At 68.3% G+C, this 23,152-nt stretch carries 22 protein-coding genes; 9 read left to right on the top strand and 13 right to left on the bottom strand.

The window, feature by feature from the left end; genetic code table 11:
* Positions 1-8: 8 nt before the first annotated feature.
* A complete protein-coding gene (locus FN976_RS16725) occupies positions 9-431 on the bottom strand; it encodes a MerR family transcriptional regulator (protein ID WP_145894184.1) in 423 nt (140 codons plus the stop codon).
* Positions 432-433: 2 nt separating this feature from the next.
* Positions 434-853, bottom strand: a complete 420-nt coding sequence (locus tag FN976_RS16720; protein WP_145894183.1) for a nuclear transport factor 2 family protein — start codon at positions 851-853, stop codon at positions 434-436.
* Between the two features lie 101 nt (positions 854-954).
* Here FN976_RS16720 and FN976_RS16715 point away from each other — a divergent pair, with 101 nt between their 5' ends.
* From FN976_RS16715 to FN976_RS16700, 4 genes are all read left to right on the top strand, one after another.
* Complete coding sequence (locus FN976_RS16715; RefSeq protein ID WP_145894182.1) at positions 955-1,596, top strand: glutathione S-transferase family protein; 642 nt, start codon at positions 955-957, stop codon at positions 1,594-1,596.
* Between the two features lie 64 nt (positions 1,597-1,660).
* Entirely contained in the window at positions 1,661-2,053 is a 393-nt protein-coding gene (locus FN976_RS16710; protein WP_145894181.1) for an MbcA/ParS/Xre antitoxin family protein, read from the top strand.
* Positions 2,054-2,055: 2 nt separating this feature from the next.
* The gene (locus FN976_RS16705) at positions 2,056-2,772 is read left to right on the top strand and encodes an RES family NAD+ phosphorylase (protein ID WP_255440508.1); all 717 of its coding nucleotides are present in this window, start codon (positions 2,056-2,058) and stop codon (positions 2,770-2,772) included.
* Complete coding sequence (locus tag FN976_RS16700) at positions 2,769-4,751, top strand: ArnT family glycosyltransferase (protein WP_145894180.1); 1,983 nt, start codon at positions 2,769-2,771, stop codon at positions 4,749-4,751. Before FN976_RS16705 ends, FN976_RS16700 begins: the two co-directional genes overlap by 4 nt.
* A gap of 17 nt (positions 4,752-4,768) precedes the next feature.
* On the opposite strand, the gene FN976_RS16695 is transcribed toward FN976_RS16700, so the two are convergent.
* Entirely contained in the window at positions 4,769-5,707 is a 939-nt protein-coding gene (locus FN976_RS16695) for a hypothetical protein (RefSeq protein ID WP_145894179.1), read from the bottom strand.
* Positions 5,708-5,722: 15 nt separating this feature from the next.
* Positions 5,723-6,490, bottom strand: coding sequence for a transglutaminase domain-containing protein (locus FN976_RS16690; RefSeq protein ID WP_186510926.1), 768 nt, complete (start codon positions 6,488-6,490; stop codon positions 5,723-5,725).
* 129 nt (positions 6,491-6,619) lie between these two features.
* On the opposite strand from FN976_RS16690, the gene FN976_RS16685 reads away from it, so the two are divergent.
* Both FN976_RS16685 and FN976_RS16680 read left to right on the top strand, forming a co-directional pair.
* Positions 6,620-9,808, top strand: a complete 3,189-nt coding sequence (locus tag FN976_RS16685) for an efflux RND transporter permease subunit (RefSeq protein ID WP_145894177.1) — start codon at positions 6,620-6,622, stop codon at positions 9,806-9,808.
* Positions 9,809-9,815: 7 nt separating this feature from the next.
* Complete coding sequence (locus tag FN976_RS16680) at positions 9,816-11,036, top strand: efflux RND transporter periplasmic adaptor subunit (protein ID WP_145894176.1); 1,221 nt, start codon at positions 9,816-9,818, stop codon at positions 11,034-11,036.
* Between the two features lie 34 nt (positions 11,037-11,070).
* Here FN976_RS16680 and FN976_RS16675 read toward each other — a convergent pair whose 3' ends face one another.
* Entirely contained in the window at positions 11,071-12,291 is a 1,221-nt protein-coding gene (locus tag FN976_RS16675) for a multidrug effflux MFS transporter (protein ID WP_186510925.1), read from the bottom strand.
* 188 nt (positions 12,292-12,479) lie between these two features.
* On the opposite strand from FN976_RS16675, the gene FN976_RS16670 reads away from it, so the two are divergent.
* Positions 12,480-12,980 carry a hypothetical protein gene (locus FN976_RS16670; protein ID WP_145894174.1) on the top strand — a complete coding sequence of 167 codons (501 nt, stop codon included), beginning with the start codon at positions 12,480-12,482 and terminating at the stop codon, positions 12,978-12,980.
* A gap of 51 nt (positions 12,981-13,031) precedes the next feature.
* Here the strand turns inward: FN976_RS16670 and FN976_RS16665 are convergent, their stop codons facing one another.
* Both FN976_RS16665 and FN976_RS16660 read right to left on the bottom strand, forming a co-directional pair.
* On the bottom strand, positions 13,032-13,337 hold the full coding sequence (locus tag FN976_RS16665) for a hypothetical protein (protein ID WP_145894173.1): 306 nt from the start codon (positions 13,335-13,337) through the stop codon (positions 13,032-13,034).
* Between the two features lie 92 nt (positions 13,338-13,429).
* Positions 13,430-14,350, bottom strand: a complete 921-nt coding sequence (locus tag FN976_RS16660; protein WP_145894172.1) for a ketopantoate reductase family protein — start codon at positions 14,348-14,350, stop codon at positions 13,430-13,432.
* A 36-nt stretch (positions 14,351-14,386) separates the two neighbouring features.
* Here FN976_RS16660 and FN976_RS16655 point away from each other — a divergent pair, with 36 nt between their 5' ends.
* Together FN976_RS16655 and eno are read left to right on the top strand one after the other, a co-directional pair.
* A complete protein-coding gene (locus FN976_RS16655; RefSeq protein WP_222432831.1) occupies positions 14,387-15,400 on the top strand; it encodes a phosphotransferase in 1,014 nt (337 codons plus the stop codon).
* Complete coding sequence (eno, locus tag FN976_RS16650; RefSeq protein ID WP_145894171.1) at positions 15,397-16,680, top strand: phosphopyruvate hydratase; 1,284 nt, start codon at positions 15,397-15,399, stop codon at positions 16,678-16,680. Before FN976_RS16655 ends, eno begins: the two co-directional genes overlap by 4 nt.
* Positions 16,681-16,702: 22 nt before the next feature.
* Here eno and FN976_RS16645 read toward each other — a convergent pair whose 3' ends face one another.
* The 6 genes from FN976_RS16645 to clpA all read right to left on the bottom strand — a co-directional run bounded on the left by FN976_RS16645 (position 16,703) and on the right by clpA (position 23,116).
* Positions 16,703-17,986, bottom strand: coding sequence for an ATP-binding protein (locus FN976_RS16645; RefSeq protein ID WP_145894170.1), 1,284 nt, complete (start codon positions 17,984-17,986; stop codon positions 16,703-16,705).
* Complete coding sequence (locus FN976_RS16640; protein ID WP_145894169.1) at positions 17,983-18,987, bottom strand: SpoIIE family protein phosphatase; 1,005 nt, start codon at positions 18,985-18,987, stop codon at positions 17,983-17,985. The genes FN976_RS16645 and FN976_RS16640 overlap by 4 nt, the downstream gene beginning before the upstream one ends.
* The gene (locus FN976_RS16635; RefSeq protein ID WP_255440505.1) at positions 18,972-19,373 is read right to left on the bottom strand and encodes an anti-sigma regulatory factor; all 402 of its coding nucleotides are present in this window, start codon (positions 19,371-19,373) and stop codon (positions 18,972-18,974) included. The genes FN976_RS16640 and FN976_RS16635 overlap by 16 nt, the downstream gene beginning before the upstream one ends.
* On the bottom strand, positions 19,370-19,753 hold the full coding sequence (locus FN976_RS16630; RefSeq protein ID WP_145894168.1) for an STAS domain-containing protein: 384 nt from the start codon (positions 19,751-19,753) through the stop codon (positions 19,370-19,372). Before FN976_RS16630 ends, FN976_RS16635 begins: the two co-directional genes overlap by 4 nt.
* Before the next feature lie 2 nt (positions 19,754-19,755).
* The gene (locus FN976_RS16625) at positions 19,756-20,622 is read right to left on the bottom strand and encodes an STAS domain-containing protein (RefSeq protein ID WP_255440504.1); all 867 of its coding nucleotides are present in this window, start codon (positions 20,620-20,622) and stop codon (positions 19,756-19,758) included.
* 154 nt (positions 20,623-20,776) lie between these two features.
* Entirely contained in the window at positions 20,777-23,116 is a 2,340-nt protein-coding gene (gene clpA / locus FN976_RS16620; protein ID WP_145894166.1) for an ATP-dependent Clp protease ATP-binding subunit ClpA, read from the bottom strand.
* Between the last annotated feature and the right edge of the window lie 36 nt (positions 23,117-23,152).

The raw sequence follows: 23,152 nt of genomic DNA, 5'->3' as shown, positions 1-23,152 counted from the left end.
CGCTGCCCTCAAGCCTGCTCGTTGCGCTTGCCCGGCCGCTCCCCCGTTTCCATCCACTCGCTGTAGAAGGCGATCTTCTCGTCCACCAGCTTGCGCGCGGCGCGCCATTCGGCGATGCGCTCCTCCACCTTGACCCGGTGGGCCACGAGCATCGCGTGGGTCTGTTCCAGCGTGGCCGCGCCGCGTTGCGCCAGGGCCGTGTAGGTGCGCAGCTCCGCCACCGACATGCCGGAGCGGCGCAACCGCTCCATCAGCTCCAGCCATTCCACGTGCCGCTTGCTGTAGACGCGGTGCGCGCCCTGCCGCGGCACCGGCGGCAGCAAGCCTTGCCGCTCGTACCAGCGGATGGTGTCCGCGCTGCGGCCGGTGCGCTCGGCCAGCTCGCCGATGCGCAGCCGCAGCGTCTTCCTGGAGGCGGACGCGGCCGGCATGGTCAGGCCTGGTACCAGACGGCGTTGACGTGGGCCGTGTCCATGTATTCGCGGGCGGCGGCGATCTTGCCGTTGCGGATCGTCATGACCACGTGGTACTCCTGGTTGTAGACGCGGCCGTTCAGCAGCTCGCCGTACGACTCCGCCTCCACGGCGACGCGGTCGCCCTCGGCGGTGGTGTTCTTCACCGTCATGCGCAGGCGCCCGTCCTTCAGCGCCCGTGTCATGCGGCGGAAGATGTCCGCCATCTCCTGCTTGGTGTGGACGCGCCCGGCGGTCGCATTGGTGCCCGGCTTGCCGCCGAGCCAGTAGGCGATGTCGTCCGCCATCAGGTCGAGGACGCCGGGGATGTCGTCGGCGTCGAAACGGCGGAAGAATTCGAGGGCGGTGTGGCGGTTGGTGTCGAGTTCGGTGCTGCTCATGATGGTCCTTTCGATGGGGGAAACGCCCCGGTCGCGGATTAAATCTCCTGGAGTGCACTCCAGGTCAAGGGGGACTTGCGGCGACCTGCGAAACTCGGGCCATGCTCACCATCCACCACCTCGGCAAGTCGCAGTCCGAACGCATCGTCTGGCTCTGCGAGGAGCTGGGCATCCCCTACGACCTCAAGCACCATGTGCGCGATCCCGTCACGAAATTGTCGCCGCCGGAACTGCGCGCGCTGCACCCCATGGGCACGGCCCCGGTGATCACCGATGGCGACCTGCTGATGGCGGAGTCGGGCGCGATCGTCGACTACATCATCGCCAGGCACGGTGGCGGACGCCTGGCCCTGGGACCTTCGCACCCGGATTTCGCCGCTTACCTGTACTGGTTCCACTTCGCGAACGCGAGCTTTCAGGCGGTGATGGGCCGCAACATGATCCAGAGCCGGCTGAACCTGCCGCCCGGCAACCCCGTCGCGGCGGGCGTGGCGGAGCGTCTGGTGCGCGCGCTGAAGTTCGTCGACAGCCGGCTGTCGGATGCGCCCTATCTCGCGGGCGCCGAGTTCACCGCCGCGGACATCATGATCGTGTTCTCGCTGACCACCATGCGCTACTTCCACCCGGTGGAGCTGGCGCCCTACCCATCCATCCTGGCGTATTTGCGCCGGATCGGCGAACGCGACGCGTATCGACGGGCCATGGCGAAGGGCGACCCCGGGATGCCACTGTTGCTGAGCTGAATCGTTGAGTTGCAGTGGGAATATTTCAATGTTATCCTTTCCATAGAAATTCAGGATCGACCGCATGCGAGCCGCAGTCCGCCCACCCGCACCGCCCAAAACCGCGCCGGCCGCCGACGCGGTACTCACCAAGGCCACCTTCCGCGCCGCCGCCCTCCTGGGCCTCAACAACGCGGTGCTGGCCCGGGCCGTGGGGCTGAGCGAAGCCAGCGTGTCGCGCATGTCCGCCGGTGCCAAGACCTTCGACATCGGCTCCAAGCCGGCTGAACTCGCCGCATTGATTGTCCGCGTCTACCGCTCGCTCGACGCCCTGGTGGGCAACAGCGACGAGCATCGCCGGCTCTGGATGAACTCGCACAACCGCGCGTTCAATGCCACCCCGCGCGATGCCGTGCAGTCCGCCGAAGGGCTGGTGCGCGTCGTCACCTACCTCGACAGCGCCCGCGCACTCGCCTGACCGTGAGCGCGGCGCCTTGGCAAGATGGCTGGCTGGACGCGGCACGCCCGGCCCGCCGCAAGCTGTGGCGGGGCGTGGAAGCCCAGCACCGCGTGGCCACGATGCGCCTGGTCGACAACCTGGCGGAGCAGCAGTTGCTGGAACAGCTGATCGAGACCAGCAAGCCACCCTTGCCGCCGGAGGCGCAGGGGCTGCACTACCTGCTGGGCACGCCGTTCCGCTACGCATCTCCCCATGCCTCGCGCTTCCGGGAACCGCACCAGCCGGGCATCTGGTATGGCGCGGAGGACCCGCACACCGTCGCCGCCGAACTTGCGTACTGGCGCTGGAAGTTCCTGGTCGAGTCCGACGGTCTGCGCGATGCGCAGGTCGTCACGGAGCACACGTTCTTCCAGGCACGCTTCACCGGCGCGGAACTGGACCTCACCTTGCCCCCGTGGACGGCCGTGCGTGACCTGCTGCGCCACGGCGCCGACTACAGCGCCTGCCATCGGCTGGCGCGCGCGCTGCGCGAACGTCCGCAGCCTCCGGCTGCCCTGCGCTACGAATCGGCCCGGCGGGAAGGCAGCACCTGCCACGCGGTGCTCGACCCTTGCGCGCTCAGCCTGCCTGCGTTGCACCTGCAGCAGACCTGGACGTGCAAGACGACACGCGACCTGGTCATGTTCCTGCATGACGAGGATGCGCTCGAGTACGCGTTCGGCCGGGACGCCGCATGAACATGGGGCACGCGAACCGATGGGCCGCCGGCGCCCTCGTCCTGCTGCTGCTCCTGGCCGCCGCACTGCGGCTGGAGTCACAGCGCTTCGATTACGGCCACCCGGATGAAGTCATCAGCATCAAGGTCGCCGAGCAGGTCGCTGCCAGTGGTTCCCTCGACACCAACTGGGAGCTGGCCGACCTCCCCGAATTGTTCCGGAAGCCCCAGTACAACTTTTCCGCCTACCTCCTCTCGGGCGCGGCCGTGCTGCAGCTGAAGGAATGGTCGGGGGACGCGAATGGCTCGACGTCCCTCCACTGGCTGCGAGCGTGGAGCGCCCTGCTCGGCGTTGCGACAGTGGGCCTGACGTATCTGGCCGGCCGGCAGTTGTTCGGCGCGGCCACCGGGTGGTGCGCCGCGCTGCTCGTCTGCTTCTTCCCATTGCTGTACCAGGACAGCCTCTATGCCCGGCCCGAGACCTTCGTCAGCGCCCTGACGCTCGCCTGCGTCAGCTTGCTGGCCCCACAGCGGCCGCCGTTTCGTGGCGGCAGCCTGGCCGCGGCGTTCATTGCCGGCGTGCTGATCGCCACGAAATTCTCGATGGTGCTGCTGCTGCCTCTGCTGGTCCTGTCGCCCGGGCTGACGGGGACCCGCAGCCTGGTCTCCTGGGATCCCCCGCCGGCGCGGCCCTGGGTCAACGCATGGAACCAGGGCAAATGGCTGCTGCTGGCCGTGTTGCTCGGCTTCCTGGCCGGCGCGCCGCACGCCATCGCGAACGCCGGCGCGTACCTCGAAGGCATCCAGTTCCTGCGCCGCCAGTATGGAACGGGGCACTGGCCCCATGGCCTGGTCGACGCGGACGTCGTGGACCGGCTGGCCCACGCCGCCGGCTATTTCCATGCCACCGCAGGCTGGCTGCTGCCGCTGGCCATCGCCGGTGCGCTCGTGGCGGCGCGCCGGCGACAGCTGCGCGCCCTGTTCGTCTTCATGGTGGCACTGGCCACCGTCGTGCAGTTCTCGGTGTACCCCACGTTCTTCGAACGCAACCTGAGCCACGTGATCCCGCTGTTCATGATCTTCGCGGCGTATGGTCTCGTGTCGCTGTGCAGCGCCGTCGCCCGCCGGCCCTTGATCCGGCATGGACTCACTGCCGTCCTGCTGCTGATGGTCATGCTTCCTGCCCTGCAGACGACGCTCACCCTGCGCTTCGACGAATTGCCGGGTGAGCCCGCCCAGCGCCTTGCCGCCTTGCGCACCTCGGTCGAAAGGCGCTTTGCGCTTCCGAGCCTGCGGGTGCGGTGGACAGAGCACGAAGAGGACGTTCGCGAGGCGATGGGCCACCGATGCGATGGCCCCATGCTGGTGGAGCTGCTGTCGGCCGAGGATGCGCGGTCGGCACGGCTGCGGCAGTTGCTGGCCGAACGTGATGGGCTGCGCGAGGTGGCGCGGCACTCCTCCATGTTTTCGCATGTGCCCCCCAGCACGCTGCACGTCTACTTCACGCCGACCACGGTCTTCCTCCATCGGCCCCCAGGGGCGGAAGCGTGCCGGCAGATGGCCGGTGGCCTGGTGACAGCCGAGAGCGTGGGCGATGTGCTGCCGCTGGTCCAGACGACGGCCGAAAGCGCCTGGACGCCCGGTGGCGCCGCCTTGGTGACCCACGACGCGCACGGCTCGCGCGATTTCCATGGGTCCTGGTCGGGCTCCGACGCGCTGAAGGGCCGGCTGCGCATGACCGTCTCGGTCGAAGGTTCAAGGTTCCTTGTCCTGCCTTACATCACGGGGCCCAGGGTCCACCGGCAAACGATCCGCATCTCCGATGCGGTGACGTCCAAGGTCATTCTGGACAGCAGGCCGCCCTTCGCGCCAACCTGGCGATTCCCGTTCATGCGGCTGCCCCCCGGGACCCGCTCGGTGTTGATCGAAGCAATGGACAACGGCGACGGCTGGGGCGAATGGCATGCGATCGGCCGGCCGCGGGCCTTGAAGGCGGACTGAGGCGGCCGGCGCGCGGATCAGGGCTCGCGCGATGGCCACACGCTGCCGCTGGCAGCCACCGCCAGCAGCGCGCCCATGCCGGCCAAGGCATTGGCCAAGGCCCGCTGGCCTTCCTGCAACCGGGTCACCTGGTCGATCGCTTCGGCCAGCTGCACCTGCAGTTCGCTGCGCGCCTGCTGCGCCGCGCGCATCTCCTCACCGGGGGCGAAATGTTCGAGCGCGATCAAGCCCCGCAGGCGTTCCAGCAGGCCGTGACTCAAGGCCTGGCCCAGCTTGCGCAGGGTGCCGCGGCAGGCCGCACTCTCATCGCCCAGCCGGTAACCGATCTTCTGCACCTGGTAGCCCGCGTCGTGCAGCACGCGCAACTGCTGCAGGCGCTCCATGACCGTGGCCGCCTTGAGCCGGAGTTCGGCCAGCGCCTGGCGGCCGATTTCGCTGCCGGCTGCCGCTTCGCGAGCCTGGAGTTCCTGCATGAGCTGCTCCAGTTGGGGCAGCAGTTCGGCCACGCCGCGCTGCACCGAGCGGACCTCGAGGATGAAATCCGAGAAGGTGTCCGCCGCCTCGTCGCTGTGTCCGCTGCACTCCAGGAAGCGCTTGGTCTCCGCCCAGGTGCTTTCGGTGCAGGACGACACCACGGCCACCTGCAGGCGAAACGCCGCTTCGTCGCGGTCCAATGGCCCGGCTCGCAAACCCGGCGAGATCAGCAGTTCGAATCGCAAGGCAGCCACCGCAGCCAGGTGATCGGAGAGCGCGCGTTCCAGCGCCGCCCCCTGCCAGGCGGCCGATCGCTGTTCCATCGCTTCGCGCAGCTGCGCCAGATGCGGCAGCTGCTTGGCCGTCATCCAGCTCAGGCGGGCCTGCGCTTCCAGGACGAACGACGGGCTCAAAGGTCCCGCTGGAAGCTCCGGCGGTCTCACGGCACTGATGCTCTTGACGTGGGCATGGGTTGCTTTCATCGTCTCCCCTGAAGATCAGCCGCTGAAGTGCAGGGCGCCCAGGCCATGCGGGTCCTCGCGCAGCTCGCGAATGGCACGTTCCATGCCGGCGGCCAGCATGTTCCATTGGACGGCCCGCCCCAGGCGCGAATGCGCCGCCCGGTATTGGGGCGAGGAGACGAATTCCAGGGTGTCGCAGAACACGCCGTGATCCTGCAGCACCATCGGATCCTCTCTGGGCGGCGACTTGCCCACATAGGCGCTGCCCGTCCCGTCCCACAGCATGTCGCCGTCCGCATCCATGCCGTACCCGCGTTCCCAGCCGTACGCGCGCAGGCGCGTCCGGGCCGCCGCGGTGTAGGAGGCATCGAAGATGTAGGTGTCGGTGCCGACCCAGTGGCGCTCGCGGAAAACCTCGACGACCGGACGCATCGAGTCGGGCCCATCCACCAAGCCGCGCATCATTTCGCTGCGCAGCGTCAGGTAGCGCACCCGAGCGGGGATTTCCGCCAGCCGCAGCAGCGCCACCAGCAACGCGGCCTTGTCCGCCGAGTCGGCACGGTCCTGCTGCACCACTTCGCGCGCGGTGTGCAGCCGCATCTTGAACGGCCTGGAGAACGGAATGCGCTTGACGAAGCGGTACACGGCCAGCGCCCTCTCTCGTTCGGACTTGCACAGCTGCGTGAGCGCCTGCGCGCGCAACCGCAGCTTGGGATCGGCGAGGTCGAGCAAGGGTGATGACCCGAGCCACAGCCCGGGATCGTCTTCGTTCGGCATCGGCCTCGACGCGGGAATCTCCGACATAGGTACTACTTTCCTTGGGCGGGCATGCCCCAACGCTGCCCGCCTCTCTGGCGATACCGTATGCAAGATGCGCGCCCGTTCACCGCGCTCGCCTATCATCGCGTCACACCGCACAGCTGTTCCTCCCCGATGTCCATGGTTTCGCTGGCGCTCCGGCGCCCTTACACGTTCATCGTGATGGCGATGCTGATCGTCCTGTCTGCGCCCCTGGTGCTGCGCAACATGGCGACCGACATCTTTCCCGAGATCAACATCCCGGTGATCAGCATCATCTGGAACTACACCGGCCTGCCGGCGCAGGAGATGGGCCAGCGGATCGCCTCCTCCAGCGAACGCAGCCTGACCACGCTGGTCAGCGACATCGAGCACATCGAATCGACCTCGCTGCCGGGCATCTCGATCATCAAGGTGTTCTTCCAGCCGGAAGCCAACATCCAGACGGCCATCGCCCAGGTGGTCGCAGGCGTGCAGGTGCAGGTGCGGCAGCTGCCGCCGGGCATCACGCCGCCGCTGGTGATCAAGTATTCGGCATCCAGCATCCCGGTGGTGCAGCTCGCCTTGTCCAGCAACACGCTGCCGGAGCAGTCGGTGTTCGACGCGGCCGTCAACATCCTGCGGCCGCAGCTCGTGACGATCCCCGGCGTCGCCATCCCCTTTCCCTACGGTGGCAAGGTGAAGGTGATCTCGGTCGACCTGGACATCCAGGCGCTGCAGGCCAAGGGCCTGTCGCCGGCAGACGTGGTGAACGCGGTCAACACCCAGAACCTGATCCTGCCGTCCGGCACGGCCAAGCTGGGCGACACCGAGTACACCGTGCGCATGAACGGGTCGCCGGAAGCGATCGCGGGGCTCAACGATCTGCCGGTGCGCACCGTGAACGGCGCCACCACCTACCTGCGCGAGGTGGCGTACGTGCGCGACGGCTTCCAGCCGCAGACCAATGTGGTGCGGCAGGACGGCCAGCGGGGCGTGCTGCTGTCGGTGCTGAAGAACGGCGGCGCCTCCACGCTCGACATCGTCAACAACATCCGCGAGATGCTGCCGCGTGCCGCGCAGCAGATGCCGCCGGAGGTCAACGTCCAACCCCTGTTCGACCAGTCGATCTTCGTGAAGGCGGCGATCAAGGGGGTGGTCGCCGAGGCGATCATCGCCGCCCTGCTCACGGCGGCGATGGTGCTGCTGTTCCTGGGCAACTGGCGCAGCACGCTGATCATCGCCATCACCATTCCGCTGTCGATCCTGGCTTCGATCATCGCGCTCTACGCGCTGGGCGAGACGCTGAACATCATGACGCTGGGCGGGCTGGCGCTCTCGGTCGGCATCCTGGTGGACCAGGCGATCGTCACCATCGAGAACATCGAGCGCCACCTGCACGCCGGCACCCCGCTGCTGGAGGCGATCGAGGTCGGCGCGGGCGAGATCGGCGTGCCGGCCTTCGTCTCGACGCTGTGCATCTGCATCGTGTTCGTGCCGATGTTCTTCCTCTCCGGTGTCGCGCGCTTCCTCTTCGTGCCCATGGCGGAGGCGGTGGTGTTCGCCATGGTGGCGTCGTACTTCCTCTCGCGCAGCCTGGTGCCCACGCTGGTGATGCTGATGATGAAGGGGCACGACGCCGAGCAGCCGCCCGGGCCGCTGAAGCGCGTCTACCTGAAGTTCGACGCGCAGTTCGAACGGCTGCGCCGCGGATACGCCCAGGCGCTTTCGGTGCTGCTGGCGCAGCGGCTGCGCTTCACGTTCCTCTTCCTGGGCTTCTGCCTCGCCTCCTGCCTGCTGGCGCCCTTCCTGGGCCGCGATTTCTTCCCGACCGTGGACGCCGGGCAGATTCGACTGCACATCCGGGCACCCACGGGCACGCGCATCGAAGAGACCGCGCGATTGGCCGACCAGGTGGAGAACGTGATCCGCGAGCTGATCCCGAAGGAGGAACTGCAGACCATCCTGGACAACATCGGCATCCCGAACAGCGGCATCAACCTTTCATACAGCAATGCGGGGACGATCGGCACGCTGGACGGCGAGATCCTGCTGTCGCTGAAACCCGGCCACCGTCCCAGCGAGCACTGGGTCTCGGTGCTGCGCGCCGAACTGCCGAAACGATTTCCCGGCATCGAGTTCTTCTTCCAGCCGGCCGACATCGTCACGCAGATCCTGAACTTCGGCCTGCCCGCCGCCATCGACGTGCAGTTCAGCGGCAACGACCTGCAGGGCAATGCGGCCCTCGCGGCGGAGCTCACCAAGGCCATCCGCAAGATTCCGGGGGCGGTGGATGCGCACGTGCACCAGCGGCTGGACGGACCCGCCATCAACCTGCAGATGGACCGCACGCGGCTGCAGCAGATGGGCCTGTCGGCCACCAACGTCGGGCAGAACGTGCTGATCACGCTGTCCGGCAGTTCCCAGACGGCGCCGGCTTTCTGGTTGAACCCGCAGAACGGTGTGGTCTACAACGTCGTGGTGCAGAGCCCGCAATACCAGGTGGACTCGATCGATGCGTTGCTCAACATCCCGGTGGGCGCCGCGGGTGGCACCGTGGCGCCGCAGTTGCTGGGGAATGTGGTGGAAGCGCAGCCGGCGCGCCAGCTGCCGATCGTCTCGCGCTACAACATTGCCCCCGCCATCGACGTTTACGTCAGCGTGCAAGGGACGGACCTCGCCAGCGTCGCTGGCAGCGTGCAGAAGCTCGTCGACGAGATCCGGCCCAAGCTGAAGCGCGGCAATTCGGTCGCCATCCGGGGCCAGGTGCAGACCATGCAGTCGTCGTTCACCGGCCTGGGCATCGGCCTGGCCATGGCGATCGTGCTGGTCTACCTGCTCGTGGTCGTGAACTTCCAGTCATGGGTCGACGCGGCCATCATCATCGCGGCACTGCCGGCGGCGCTGGCGGGCATCGCGTGGATGCTCTTCATCACCGGCACCACGTTGAGCGTGCCGGCGCTCACGGGCGCCATCATGACCATGGGCGTCGCCACCGCCAACAGCATCCTGGTGGTGGCATTCGCCCGGCAGCAGCGCGAGCTGGGCGACACGCCGCTCGCCGCGGCGCTGGCCGCGGGCGCCACGCGCATCCGGCCGGTGCTGATGACGGCACTGGCCATGATCATCGGCATGATCCCCATGGCCCTCGGCCTGGGCGAAGGCGGCGAGCAGAACGCGCCGTTGGGCCGCGCGGTCATCGGCGGCCTGTTGTTCGCCACCGTGTCCACCCTGCTCTTTGTCCCGGTGGTCTACGCCGAAGTTCATGAAAGGCTGCTGCGCCGCGCCCGGCGCGCCAGCCCGCCCGCCGTGCAGCCCGCTCCCGTGCTGCCCCAGGAAGGTTGAGATCCAGATGTCCGAACCCGTTCGATCCGAAGCCCAGCATGCGGTTGCTGTCACCGCCGCCGACGCGGGCCAGCGCCGGCTCGTCGCGCGCCGCACGCGCATCGCCGCCATCGCCGTGCTGGTCTTGCTGGCACTCGGCGGCGCCCGCACCGTCATCAGCCGCATGGACAACGCCAAGACACTGGAGGCCGCTTCCGCGCAAAGCGCCGTGCAGTACGTGCGGACGACCATCGTTCGCGCCGGCGGCACCGGGCAGACGCTCAGCCTGCCGGGCTCCCTGCAGGGCTACGTCCAGGCGCCGGTGGCCGCGCGTGCCGGAGGCTACCTGCGCCGCTGGCACAAGGACATCGGCAGCCGGGTGAACAAGGGCGAGCTGCTCGCCGAGATCGAAACCCCGGAGCTCGACCAGCAGCTGTCCCAGGCCATCGCGGCCCGCACGCAGGCCGCGGCCAGCCTCGAACTCGCCAGGAGCAGCGCCGACCGTTGGGAAGGCCTGCGCAAGCTGGATGCCGTCTCCCAGCAGGAGCTGGACGAGCGCCGCAGCACCTTCAACCAGGCGCGCGCCAACCTGGCGGGGGCGGACGCGAACGTCGAGCGGCTACGCCAGCTGGAAAGCTTCAAGCGGGTCGTGGCACCCTTCGCCGGCGTCATCACGCGACGCAACGTCGACATCGGCGACCTGATCGACAGCAACAAGCCCCTCTTCCTGCTGTCGCAGACCGACCCGCTGCGCGTCTACGTCAACGTGCCGCAGGCCTATGCGCAACTGGTGCGTGTCGGCCAGCCGGCGACCGTGTCGCTGGCGGAACTGCGCGGCCGCACCTTCAAAGGCGAAGTCGCGCGCACCGCCGGCTCCATCGATGCCAGCACCCGCACGATGCAGGTGGAGATCAGCCTGCCCAACCGGGACGGTGTCCTGCTGCCGGGGGCCTTCGCCAACGTCGAACTGGCTGCCGCGCCCAGCGGCGCGCTCGCCATTCCCGCGAACGCGCTGCTGTTCCGCAGCCAGGGCGTGCTGGTGGCGCGGCTGGACGCCAACGGCGTGGTCCGGCTGCAATCGGTGCGGCTCGGGCGCAACTACGGCGAGACGGTGGAGGTGCTGGAAGGGCTGCAGGGCGGAGAGTCCCTGGTGCTCAACCCGAGCGACTCGCTCGCCGAAGGCGACCGCGTGCAGGTGGTGGCGGATGCCGCGCCACGGCGCGCTGCATCGAAGCCTGCGACCCCTTGAGCAGCCCGGCGCGCCAGCGCCGGCTGCCGCCGCATCAGGTCCTGCGCAGGAAGAACCGGAACAAGACGACCTGCGCGGCCAGGCCGATGCCGGTCCACATCAGCATCAGCAACGCCATGTTCGCGGCGCCCTCGTGCGGCACCAGGCCCACCGCGTATCCGCCGAATGCACCCACCAGTTGCTGCGTGACGCCGGCGACGGCCGCCGCGGAGCCCGCCAGCGCGGGGATCAGGCCCACGGTGCCCGCGAGCGTGGGCGGCACCAGCAGGCCATGGCCGATGCCCAGCAGCAGCAGTGGCAGGGCCAGCGACAGCGGCGTGTTGATACCGGCCACTGCGAGCGCCAGCAGCAGCCCCAGCCCCGTCAATGTGGCCACCTGTCCGAGCAGCATGATGGTGCGGTCCGGCCAGCGCCGCACCAGGCGGGTGGTGCACCAGTTGCCCACGATGTACGACAGCGGGATGCACATGATGTACAGGCCCAGGCTTTCCGGCGTGACGCCATAGCGTCCCAGGACCAGCGGCGCGCCCCCCAGGAACGTGTAGAACGTCGCCGTGGTCACGGCCATGAGCAGCACGAAGAGCAGGAAGGCGGGCTCGCGCGCCAGCCGGCCATAACCCGACAGCAGCGCCCGCCAGGCTGCGCGGCCGGTGGACGGCGCCGCCGGCGCGCGATCCGGCAAGCCGCGCCAGGCCGCGATCCACAGCACCGTTCCCAGCGCCGCCATCACGAGGAAGTTGGCCTGCCAGCCCAGGCGCACGTGCAGTTGCCCGCCCAGCAGCGTGGCCGCGGGCGGGCACAGGCCCATGGTCATGCCGACGAAGGCCATCATCCGCGTGCGATCGGGGCCCTGGAACAGGTCCTGCACCAGCGCCCGCCCGATGACCATGCCCGCGGCCGTCCCGGCGCCTTGAATCATCCGCGCCACGGTGAGCATCGTGAGGTTGGGCGCGAAGGCGGCGAGCAGAGAGCCGGCGACGCCCAGGGCCAGGCCCACCAGCAGCACGGGCTTGCGGCCATGGCGATCGGACAAAGGGCCATAGACCAGCTGCAGCAGCCCGTAGGCGGCGATGTAGCCGCTGAAGCTGAGCTGCACGGCCGCCTGGCTCGCGCCGAAGGTGGCCGGCCAGTCCTGCATCGACGGCAGGCAGATCGTCATGGCCAGCAGGCCGAACGCGAGTTGCGCGACGACGTTGACGGTGAGCCAGCGGCTCGCTGCGGCACGTGGGACGGGATGGCGCGGAAGGTCGTTCATCGGGGACGCGCATTGTCGCCGGAGCACGTGCCCGCAGCGCGAGCATGGACAGTCGCCGTAGTCCGCAGCGACACCGGCTGATCGGCTTATTCCGACAAGGCCGCAGGACCGGATGCCGCAATCTGCAGCCTGAGTTCGAAAAGGCTGAACAGCCGCGAACTTCATCCAACCACAAGGAGATCTCCAACATGTCAGACAAGAATCCCTCCAACAAGGATCCGATCAGCGGCGCCCCCGGCGCGCATCCCGCGGGCGTGGGCGCCGGCGCGGCGGCCGGTGCCGCAGCAGGCGCGGCCATCGGCTCGATGGCGGGCCCGGTGGGCACGGTCCTCGGCGGTGCGGCTGGCGCAGTGGCCGGCGGCTTGGCCGGCAAGGGCGCGGCCGAGCGCGTCAACCCGACGGCGGAAGACAGCTACTGGCGCGAGAACTACACCAAGACGCCGGGCTACAAGTCCGGCTATACGTACGACGACTACGCCCCCGCCTACCGCACCGGCTACACCGGCTGGGAACGCGCCAAGGCCTCTGGCGAGTCCTGGGACTCGCATGAGCCCAAGCTGCGCAGCGAATACGAGCGCAGCAAGGGCAGTTCGCGGCTGGCGTGGGAAGAAGCCAAGGGCGCCGCGCGCGCCGGCTGGGACCGCGTCGAGCGCGCCATCCCCGGCGATGCGGACCGGGACGGCAAGTAAGCGCCCTGCCCGAATGACGAGACAGGCCCTGCGGGGCCTGTTTTTTTTGGGCTAGCGCCGGTCGACCGCGCGGCTCTTGCCGTTGCGCAGCGGGCCGACGGCGCGCCGCATCACGGCCAGCAGGCCCAGCATCGCGATGGCGCCGACCACGGCCAACGCGAGTGCCGTGGCGGTGAAACCCGGGTCGACGGCCTTGGAGCCGCGCACCATGGCCGCGAGGAATTCACCGCCGATGAAGGCGCCGAACACCCCCACCAGCACTTCTTCGACGCGGCTCGCATAGGTGCTCTTGCCGCTCACCGTGCCGACGATCCAGCCGATCGCGGCGCCGATGGCGCACCAGAGAAATGGGGTCATGTGGATTCCTTGCCATGGAATCCATGGAAAGCCATGCTGACAGCTATCCAGGACCAGCGGGATGAATTCTTTGCATCACCAGATCCCCGCGTCTAGCTCTGCGGGACTGCGCGCCTGCTTTCCACCAGTTTCACCAGCGCCCACAGCACGCGGTTCGCTGGTGTCGCGATGCCATGGGCTGCACCGCGCCTCACGACGTGACCGTTGAGGTAGTCGATCTCGCTGGGCTTGCCGCGCGCGAGATCCTGCGCGGTCGAGGAAAACTGGCTCGGCATGCTTTCGGCAATCTTGCGGACGGCGGCGTCCACGTCGCCGGGGACCTGCACGCCTTCGGCTGCGGCGACGGCAAGGCACTCGCTCACCACATCGCGCATCACCTCAGGAATGCCGGCGCTTGCCACGTTCTCGCCATAGGGCCGCTGCGCGATGGCCGAGACCGCGTTGTAGGCGCAGTTGAGGATCAGCTTCAGCCAGAGCGCCCCGCGCACGTTGGCCGAAATCTCCGTCGGCACGCCGGCGGCGCCGAGAGCGGCCGCCACCCGCTCGCTGGCGCGCGATGGATCGATCACCAGTTCCCCGCGTCCGTGATGCTTGAGATGGCCGGGCCCCGCCATTTCAGTGCCGACATAGACGACCGCCGCCGCCACCTCATGCGCGGGCAACACCGCGCGCAGGCGCTCGGCGTTGTCGACCCCGTTCTGCAGGCACAGCACGAGCGTGTCGGGCCCGAGGTGGGGCTGAATCAGGCGGCCAGCAGTTTCGGTGTCGGTGGACTTGACGCAGAAGAGCACGAGGTCGGCGCCGCGCACCGCCGCCGGTTCGGTGCTGGCCTGCAGTCGCACGCGTTCGTCGAACGTCCGCGTTTCCATCCGCAGACCGTCGCGCTGGATGGCCTCCACATGCTGGGGCCTGGCGACGAGCGTGACGGCGTGGCCGGCCCGCGCGAGCATGCCGCCGAAGTAGCAGCCGACGGCGCCGGCGCCCATGACGGCGACTTGGAGAGGAGTGGTCATCGGTGCATTCTAGGAAGCTCCGATAATCCCTGCGCAATGATGGACGTGGACCTTTCCCGCGACGCCGGGGCGATGCGCAGCATCTTCGTCAAGCTCGGGCTGGCGGCGCCGGACGAAACCGTGAGCGCCACCGCCCTGACGGGTGGCGTCTCGTCAGGCATCTATCGCGTGGACCTGCGTTCGGGCAGCTACTGCGTCAAGCAGGCCCTGCCCCGCCTCAAGGTCGCCAAGGAATGGAACGTGCCCGTGGAGCGCGTGTTCCACGAGATCGCCTGGCTGCGCGCGGTGCACGCCATTGCGCCGGGCCAGGTCCCGAGCGTGCTGGGCGCCGACGACGCCAGCAAGAGCTTCGTCATGGAATTCCTGGGGGCGGACCACCGCAACTGGAAAGCGGAGATGCTGGCCGGGCATGTCGACGCCGGCGTCGCGTCTGCCGCCGGTGATCTCCTCGGGCGCATCCATGCGGCGACCTCGGACGATGCGGGTCTGGCCCGGGCCTTCGCCACCGATGCCAACTTCCATGCGATCCGGCTGGAGCCTTACCTCGTCGAGACAGCGCGCGCGCACCCCGCCCTCGCCGGCCACTTGCATGCACTGGTCGGGCGCACGGCCGCGACCCGCCGTGTGCTCGTGCACGGCGACGTGAGCCCGAAAAACATCCTGATCGGGCCGAACGGACCGGTCCTGCTCGACGCGGAATGCGCCTGGTTCGGCGACCCGGCGTTCGACGTGGCCTTCTGCCTGAATCATTTCCTGCTGAAGGCGGCCCACCTGCCGCGGCACCGCGTGGAACTGATGGCGGCCTTTCGGGCCTTCACCGGTGCGTACTTCGCGCACGCAGGCTGGGAGCGGCCCGGCAGCCTGGAAGAACGAGTCGCGACACTGCTGCCCGGCCTCACCCTGGCCCGTGTCGACGGCAAGTCCCCCGCTGAATACCTGGACGAGCCGGAACGCGCGGCGGTGCGGCGCGTGGCCATTTCGCTCCTGCAAGAGGCGCCCAGGCGGCTCGACGCCATCACGGACCGCTGGACGCGGGAATTCACCGAATGAAGATCCGACACATCGCGGCACGCCGCATCTGGGATTCGCGCGGCCGGCCCACGGTCGAAGTGGAAGTGACGAACGAGGATGGCACGGTGGGCCTGGGCATCGCCCCCGCCGGCGCCTCCATGGGGACGCGCGAAGCCGTGGAGTTGCGCGACGGCGGGCCCCGTTTCGGTGGGCGCGACGTCCTGCAGGCCGTGGCGGGGATCGACCGCGAGATCGCGCCCGCCCTGCAGGGGCACGACGTGACGGACCAAGCCGGCATCGACGCCCTCCTGGTCGCGCTGGACGGGACGCCGACCCGTTCGCGCCTGGGTGGCAACGCGCTGGTCGCGACGTCGCTGGCCGTGCTGCAGGCCGCCGCGGCGCATGCCCGCATGCCGCTCTGGCGCCATCTCGCGCAGGGCCGCGCCGTGCGGCTGCCCTTGCCGCAGATCCAGATCTTCGGCGGCGGCGCGCATGCCGGGCGCCGCGTCGACATCCAGGACTTCATGATCATCGCGACCGGCGCCACCAGCTTCGCGCAAGCGCTGGAGATGACGGCGGAGGTGTATCGCGCGGCCGGCGAACTGATGGCCGCGCGCGGCGCGCTGGCCGGCGTGGCGGACGAGGGCGGCTGGTGGCCGGATTTCGCCCGCAATGAAGACGCGCTCGACATGCTGGTGGCGGCGATCGAGAAAGCCGGCTATGTCCCCGGCGAGGACGTGTCGATCGCACTCGACGTCGCGGCCTCGGAATTCGGCAAGAACGGCCGCTACCGGCTCGCGCTGGACAACCGGGAGCTGGATTCGGACGCCTTGTGCGAACGGCTGGTCGGCTGGGTGGAGAACTACCCCATCGTCTCGATCGAGGATCCGCTGGGCGAGGACGATGAAGCAGGCTTGATCGCTTTCACGCGCGCTGTCGGCCACCGCGTACAGGTGGTTGGCGACGACTATCTCGTCACCAACGGCGGCCGCATCCGCATGGCCGCCGCCCGGGGCGCCTGCAACTGCGCGCTGATCAAACCGAACCAGGCCGGCACCGTGACCGAAACCCGGGCTGCGCTGGAGGCGGCGCAGGCGCTGGGCTACGCCACCATCGTGTCCGCCCGCTCGGGCGAAACAGAGGACGTCACCATCGTGCACCTGGCGACCGGCTGGAACGCCGGGCAGCTGAAGGTGGGGTCCTTCGCGCGCTCGGAGCGCATGGCGAAGTGGAACGAGGGCCTGCGCATCGAAGGCCGGGCGGATGCGCCCGGTGCCTTCGCGGGGCGCGCCGCATTGGCCGGCGCGAGACCCGGCTAAGGCGACACGCCTTTCGCAAGTTTCAGTCCGGGAAAGCCGGCAAGGCGTCCCCGCGCTGCGCGGTGAGCGGCAGCGTCACGCAGAACTTGCTGCCCTGGCCCGGCCCTTCACTGGCGGCGAAGACGCTGCCGCCGTGCCCTTCGACCAGGCGCCTGACCAGCGTGAGACCCACCCCCAAGCCGGCGCTGCTGTTGCTGCCTGCAGGGCCGCCCTGCACGAAGAGTTCGAACACATGGGGCAGCACGTCGGCCGCGATGCCGATGCCGTTGTCCTCCACGTCGATCACGGCGTGCTGGTCTTCCCGGCGGACGCTGACGCGGATGTGCCCCGCCTCCGGGCTGTAGCGCGCGGAGTTCTGCACCAGGTTGCAGACGACCTGGCGCAGCCGCATGGCGTCGCCGAGGATCCAGAGATCGTCGTCGGAGCGGGCGAAGGTCAGCGTATGGTTCTTCGCACTGACCGCCGCGCTCGACATTTCCAGGGCACCGGCGACGAGCTCGTTCACCTCCGTGCGTTTGCGGTTCAGGTCCAGCTTGCCCTGGCTCACCCGCGAAGCGTCCATCAGGTCGTCCACCAGGCTGATCAGCTGGTCGACCTGGCGCGACATGACCTCGCGGCGGTGCGCCACCTTGGGTTCGAGCTCCATGCGCTGCAGGATCTCCAGCGTCATGTGCAGCGTGGCCATCGGATTGCGCAGCTCATGGGCCAGCGTGCTCAGGAACTGGTTTTTGCGTTCGTCCTGCCGCAGCAGATCCTGCTCGCGCGCCCGCAGGGCATCGAGCGCTTCGAGCATTTCGCGGTTCTGGTGTTCGAGCTCTTCCAGCGGCGTCTGCGGCCGGCGACGCGCCAGCTTGTCGATCAGCGCCGCGAGGTCGCTGCCGCCGATGCGCCGGAAGCCCCGGTGCGTCTCCATCGAGATGGTGACCACCGTGCCGCCTTCGGGCGGGCACTCCACCGACAGCGCGTCGACGAGCCGCCGGCTGCCGGCGATGCCCAGGCGCACGGAACCGTCGGCCCGCGGACGGCCCGCCAGCACGGCGGCGAGGTCCTTGATGCCAGGTCCGCTGTCACGGATCTCCGCGACGACCGACTGCGCGCCCCCGCTGGCTCCGGCATCGAACAGGAAGGTTGCCGTGCCTTCCGTCGCGTACTGGACGGTGTTGCGGGCGATCTCCGAGACTGCCGTGACAAAGCGGGTCCGCTGGACGTCGTCAAGCCCGAAAAGCTCGCCCATCTGCCGCGCCCGGTCGCGCACCGTGATCATGCCCGGCCCCGTCACGCGGGTACTCACGATGCGATGCCTCATGGCGCCACCTTCGCCACGACCACGGTGGCGTCGTCCGTGTCGCGCGCGTAGTCGCGGTACAGCACGGCGGCGATCAGCGCGGGATGCCGCGCCATCAGGCCCGGGTAGCGGATCAGGTTCCAGCGCGACGACAAACCATCGCTGGCCAGGATCGCCGTCGATCCGGGGGTCCACGCGTACTCGTGGGAACGGAACACGCGCACGCTGTAACCGACGATCCCCTCGGTGGAGACCATGTGCTGCTGCCGCGACTCGGAATGCAGCATGGCGACGATGTTGCCGACGCCGGAGAAGGTCGCCGTCCCGGCTTCGGTGTCGAGGGCCAGAACGGCCATGACGGCGCCACGGGTGGATTTGAGGGCCACATGGGCCTGCTGGAGGATGTCCTGGGGCGTGTCGCGAAGCGCCGCGGCGTGGAACGCGGTGATGGCGGCGTGGCCCGCGATGGCGGCCAGGGGGCCGTGCCCCAGCCCGTCGGCCACGCACAGGCGCCGCAGCCGCCGCGAATCGAAAACGCCCCAGGCATCGCCGCTCTCGACATGGCCCAGCTTGGCCGAGGCCCGGCTGCCGACCCACAGCGAACCGGGCACGGCCTGCACCGGGACGGCGCCGGCGGAGACGCGCGACAGCAGTGCGGAGCCCTGCCCCTCGCGCGTGTAGCAATCGAACAGGTCGGAAGAACGCATGATGGCGCCAAGCCCCACCCCCAGGCTGCCGCCCGTGGAGTGGCCGTCGCGTGCCGACGCGCCGAAATTCGCGAACCCCGGCCCACTGTCGATGGCGATCAGCTGCACCCCGCGCGCGCCGGCCTCGGAGAACTTGCTCAGCACCATCACGCCCTGCCTGCCGTACTTCACCAGGTTCGTGCAGGCTTCGGTGGCCACCAGGGCCGCGCGGCCGAGATCATGGGCGGACAGTCCCACCTCGGCCCCCAGGTCGGCGACTGCGCGCCGGGCTTCCGCCACCTGGCTCTGTTCGGTGACCTCTATCGTCGTTTCCACTGGATCACCGTGACTTTCGTGCCCATTCCAGGCTCCGAGACGATCTCGAATTCATTGACCAGGCGGCGGGCGCCGCCGAGACCCAGCCCCAGGCTCCGCGCCGTGGTGAAGCCGTCCTGCATCGCCCGGCCAATGTCGGGAATGCCCGGGCCCTGGTCGGCGAAGCACAGCTCGATCCCGGTGCGGCCGGCGCGTTGCAATTCGCTGATGGTCATGGTGCCGCCCGCACCATGAACCAGGACGTTGCGTCCCAATTCGCTGGCCGCCGTCACCAGCTTGGTGCGCTCCACATCGCCAAAATTCAGCCGGGTGGCGCATGCCGTCACTGCGCGGCGTGCGATGGTCAGTTGCTCGGGTGTACGGATTTCGAAGCGCTCGACCGTCAAGGTGGCGATGGCGGCACTCCCGGCTCGCCGGTGGCTTCGGCCAGGAGCTTCATCCCGCGCTCGACGTTCAGCGCGGTGCGGATGCCGGAGAGCGTCATGCCGAGTTCGATCAGCGTGATCGCCACCGCGGGGCGCATCCCCACGAGCACCGTCGTCGCGTCCATCACCCGGGCGATCCCGGCGATCTGCGCCAGCGCGCGGCCGATGAACGAGTCGAGGATCTCGAGCCCGGATACATCGATCAGGACGCCCTTGGCCTGCGTGCGGGCGAGCTTCTGCGTCAGGTCCTCCTGCAGCGTCATGGCGAGTTCGTCGTGCAGTTCCACCTGGATCGTCACCAGGAGGATATCGCCGAGCTTCAGGATCGGGATGCGTTCCAAATTCAGGCCCCCGTGACTGCCGGCCGCTTGGCGATCATCAGGTCGCACTTGCGCAGCGCGATCTTGAGCGCGTCGGCCAGCGTCGACTTCGTGGTGACGCCACCCAGGTCGACGCCCAGGTGGACGATGGTCTGCGCGATCTGGGGCCGGATGCCGCTGATGACGCATTCTGTGCCCATCAGCCGCGCCGCTGCCACGGCCTTCAGCAAATGCTGAGCGACCAGCGTGTCGACCGTGGGCACGCCGGTGATGTCGATGATGGCGACTGAAGCCTCATTGGCAACGATGCTTTCCAGCAGGCTTTCCATGACCACCTGCGTGCGTTCGCTGTCCAGCGTGCCGATCAGCGGCATGGCGACGATGCCATCCCACAGCTTGATCACGGGCGTGGACAGGTCGAGCAGTTCCTGCTGCTGGCGGGTGATGACTTCCTCGCGGCCCTTCTGGAACGATTCCACCGTGACGAGACCCAGCTTGTCGAGCACGCTGGTGGCCAGCCACAGCTCCTCGTTCAGGCGCTGCGCATCCGCGGCATAGGTCTTGCGCAAGGCCTCGAACAAGGGCTTTTTCAGGGAGAAGACGAAGGTCGCCGTTTCCGACGAGGTGAAGCCGGCGACGGCCCGGCTCTTCGAGATGCCGGCGAGCAACGCGCGGACGTCGTCCCAGCGTTCGCCCTGGAGGTCCTCGTCGTAACTCTCCTGGGCGGCCAGGCCGAATAGCGAAATGAACTTTTGCGACTGGGCCCGCAGGTCGGTTTCGTCGAGCAGGTCGTGCCGGCCGGTCACGGCGAGCTGCAACGCGACCCAGCTGGCGAGGATGGCCGGCTCGTGATTCTGGAGAATCGAACCCATGCCGTTCTTGGTGGCCACTGAAGCACTCCTTGGAGTCCAAGGAGCCATCGGAGATGGTCGATCAGTGAACCTTGCGATTATGCGCGCGCGCGAAGGCTGGCGTGCGGCCCAGCTGTGGATCCCAAAAAAAAAGCCAGCCCGGCGGGCTGGCTTTCGAGCAAGGCGCGGCGCCTCACTCGCTGGAGATTTCCTCCGGCTCGGGCTTGGCCTTGCCCTCCTTCTTCGGCAGCGGCTGGATGTCCAGCAGCACCTCGGAGGTTTCCACGCCCTTGTCGTCGGTCTTCAGTTCGACGTCCACCGTCAGGCGGCCGCCTTCGGTCAGGCGCCCGAACAGCAGTTCGTCGGCCAGGGCCCGGCGGATGGTGTCCTGGATCAGGCGCTGCATCGGCCGCGCGCCCATCAGCGGGTCGAAGCCCTTCTTGGCCAGGTGCTTGCGCAACTGGTCGGTGAAGGTCACTTCCACCTTCTTCTCGGACAGCTGCTGCTCCAGCTGGAGCAGGAACTTGTCGACCACGCGCAGGATGATCTGCTCGTCCAGCGGCTTGAAGCTGACCGTGGCGTCCAGGCGGTTGCGGAACTCGGGCGTGAACAGGCGCTTGATGTCGGCCATCTCGTCGCCCGGGCTGCGCTCGTTGGTGAAGCCGATCACCGCCTTGTTCATCGTCTCGGCGCCCGCGTTGGTCGTCATGATCAGGATGATGTTGCGGAAGTCGGCCTTGCGGCCGTTGTTGTCCGTCAATGTCCCGTGGTCCATGACCTGCAGCAGCACGTTGAAGATGTCGGGGTGGGCCTTCTCGATTTCGTCGAGGAGCAGCACCGCGTGCGGCTTCTTCGTGATGGCCTCCGTCAGCAAGCCGCCCTGGTCGAAGCCGACGTAGCCCGGGGGCGCGCCGATCAGGCGCGACACCGCATGGCGCTCCATGTATTCCGACATGTCGAAGCGGATCAGCTCGATGCCCATGATGTAGGCCAGCTGCTTGGCCGCTTCCGTCTTGCCGACGCCCGTCGGGCCGCTGAACAGGAAGGCACCGATCGGCTTGTCCCCGCGGCCCAGGCCGCTGCGCGCCATCTTCACGGAGGCGGCCAGCACTTCGAGCGCCTTGTCCTGGCCGAACACCACGCTCTTCAGGTCGCGTTCGAGCGTCTGCAGCTTGCCGCGGTCGTCGTTGGAGACCGAAGCCGGCGGGATGCGGGCGATCTTGGCCACGATCTCCTCGACTTCCGCCTTGGAGATGGTCTTCTTGCGCTTGCCGACGGGCAGGATCCGCTGGGCGGCGCCGGCTTCGTCGATCACGTCGATCGCCTTGTCGGGCAGGTGACGGTCGTTGATGTACTTGGCGCTCAGTTCCGCGGCGGCCTGCAGGGCGGCGGCGGCGTACTTGACGCTGTGGTGTTCCTCGAAACGGCTCTTGAGGCCCTTCAGGATCTCGATGGTCTCGGCAACGCTCGGCTCGACCACGTCGACCTTCTGGAAGCGACGGGACAGCGCGGCGTCCTTTTCGAAGATGCCACGGTACTCGGTGAAGGTGGTCGCGCCGATGCACTTCAAGGTGCCCGACGACAGTGCCGGCTTCAGCAGGTTGGAGGCGTCCAGGGTGCCGCCCGACGCCGCGCCGGCGCCGATCAGCGTGTGGATCTCGTCGATGAAGAGGATCGCGTTGGGCTTGTCCTTCAGCGAGCGCAGCACGCCCTTCAGCCGCTGCTCGAAATCGCCGCGGTACTTGGTGCCCGCCAGCAGCGCGCCCATGTCCAGCGAATACACGTTGGAGTCGGCCAGGATCTCAGGCACTTCCTTCTGCACGATGCGCCAGGCCAGGCCCTCGGCGATGGCGGTCTTGCCCACGCCGGCTTCACCCACCAGCAGCGGGTTGTTCTTGCGGCGCCGGCAGAGGATCTGGATCACGCGCTCGACCTCGTACTCGCGGCCGATCAGCGGGTCGATCTTGCCGTCCTTGGCCGCCTGGTTCAGGTTCTGCGTGAACTGCTCGAGAGGCGACGCCTTCTCGTTCTTCTCGCCGCCCTCTTCCGACTCGGACGATTGCGACTCGCCGCCCTTGGCGGGCTCGGGCGGGTCGCTCTTCTTGATGCCGTGCGCGATGTAGTTCACCACGTCGAGCCGGGTCACCCCCTGCTGGTGCAGGTAGTACACGGCGTGCGAGTCCTTCTCGCCGAAGATCGCGACCAGCACGTTGGCGCCGGTCACTTCCTTCTTGCCGTTGCCGGTGGACTGCACGTGCATGATGGCGCGCTGGATGACGCGCTGGAAGCCCAGCGTCGGCTGGGTGTCCACGTCGTCCGTGCCCGCCACCTGGGGGGTGTTGTCCTTGATGAAGTTGGCCAGCGACTTCCGCAGGTCGTCGATGTTCGCCGAACAAGCGCGCAGCACCTCCGCCGCGCTGGGATTGTCCAGCAGGGCCAGCAAGAGATGCTCCACGGTGATGAATTCGTGGCGCTGCTGACGCGCTTCCACGAACGCCATGTGGAGGCTGACTTCCAATTCCTGGGCAATCATGAGATTTCCTTCTGCCTTGCTGCTACTACGTTCAAA

It is taken from the genome of Caenimonas sedimenti, assembly GCF_007833165.1.
In the GTDB taxonomy this organism is placed as follows: domain Bacteria; phylum Pseudomonadota; class Gammaproteobacteria; order Burkholderiales; family Burkholderiaceae_C; genus Ramlibacter; species Ramlibacter sedimenti.
The sequence above is the reverse complement of the archived record's forward strand: the minus strand, read 5'-3'. Positions and strand labels throughout refer to the sequence as shown.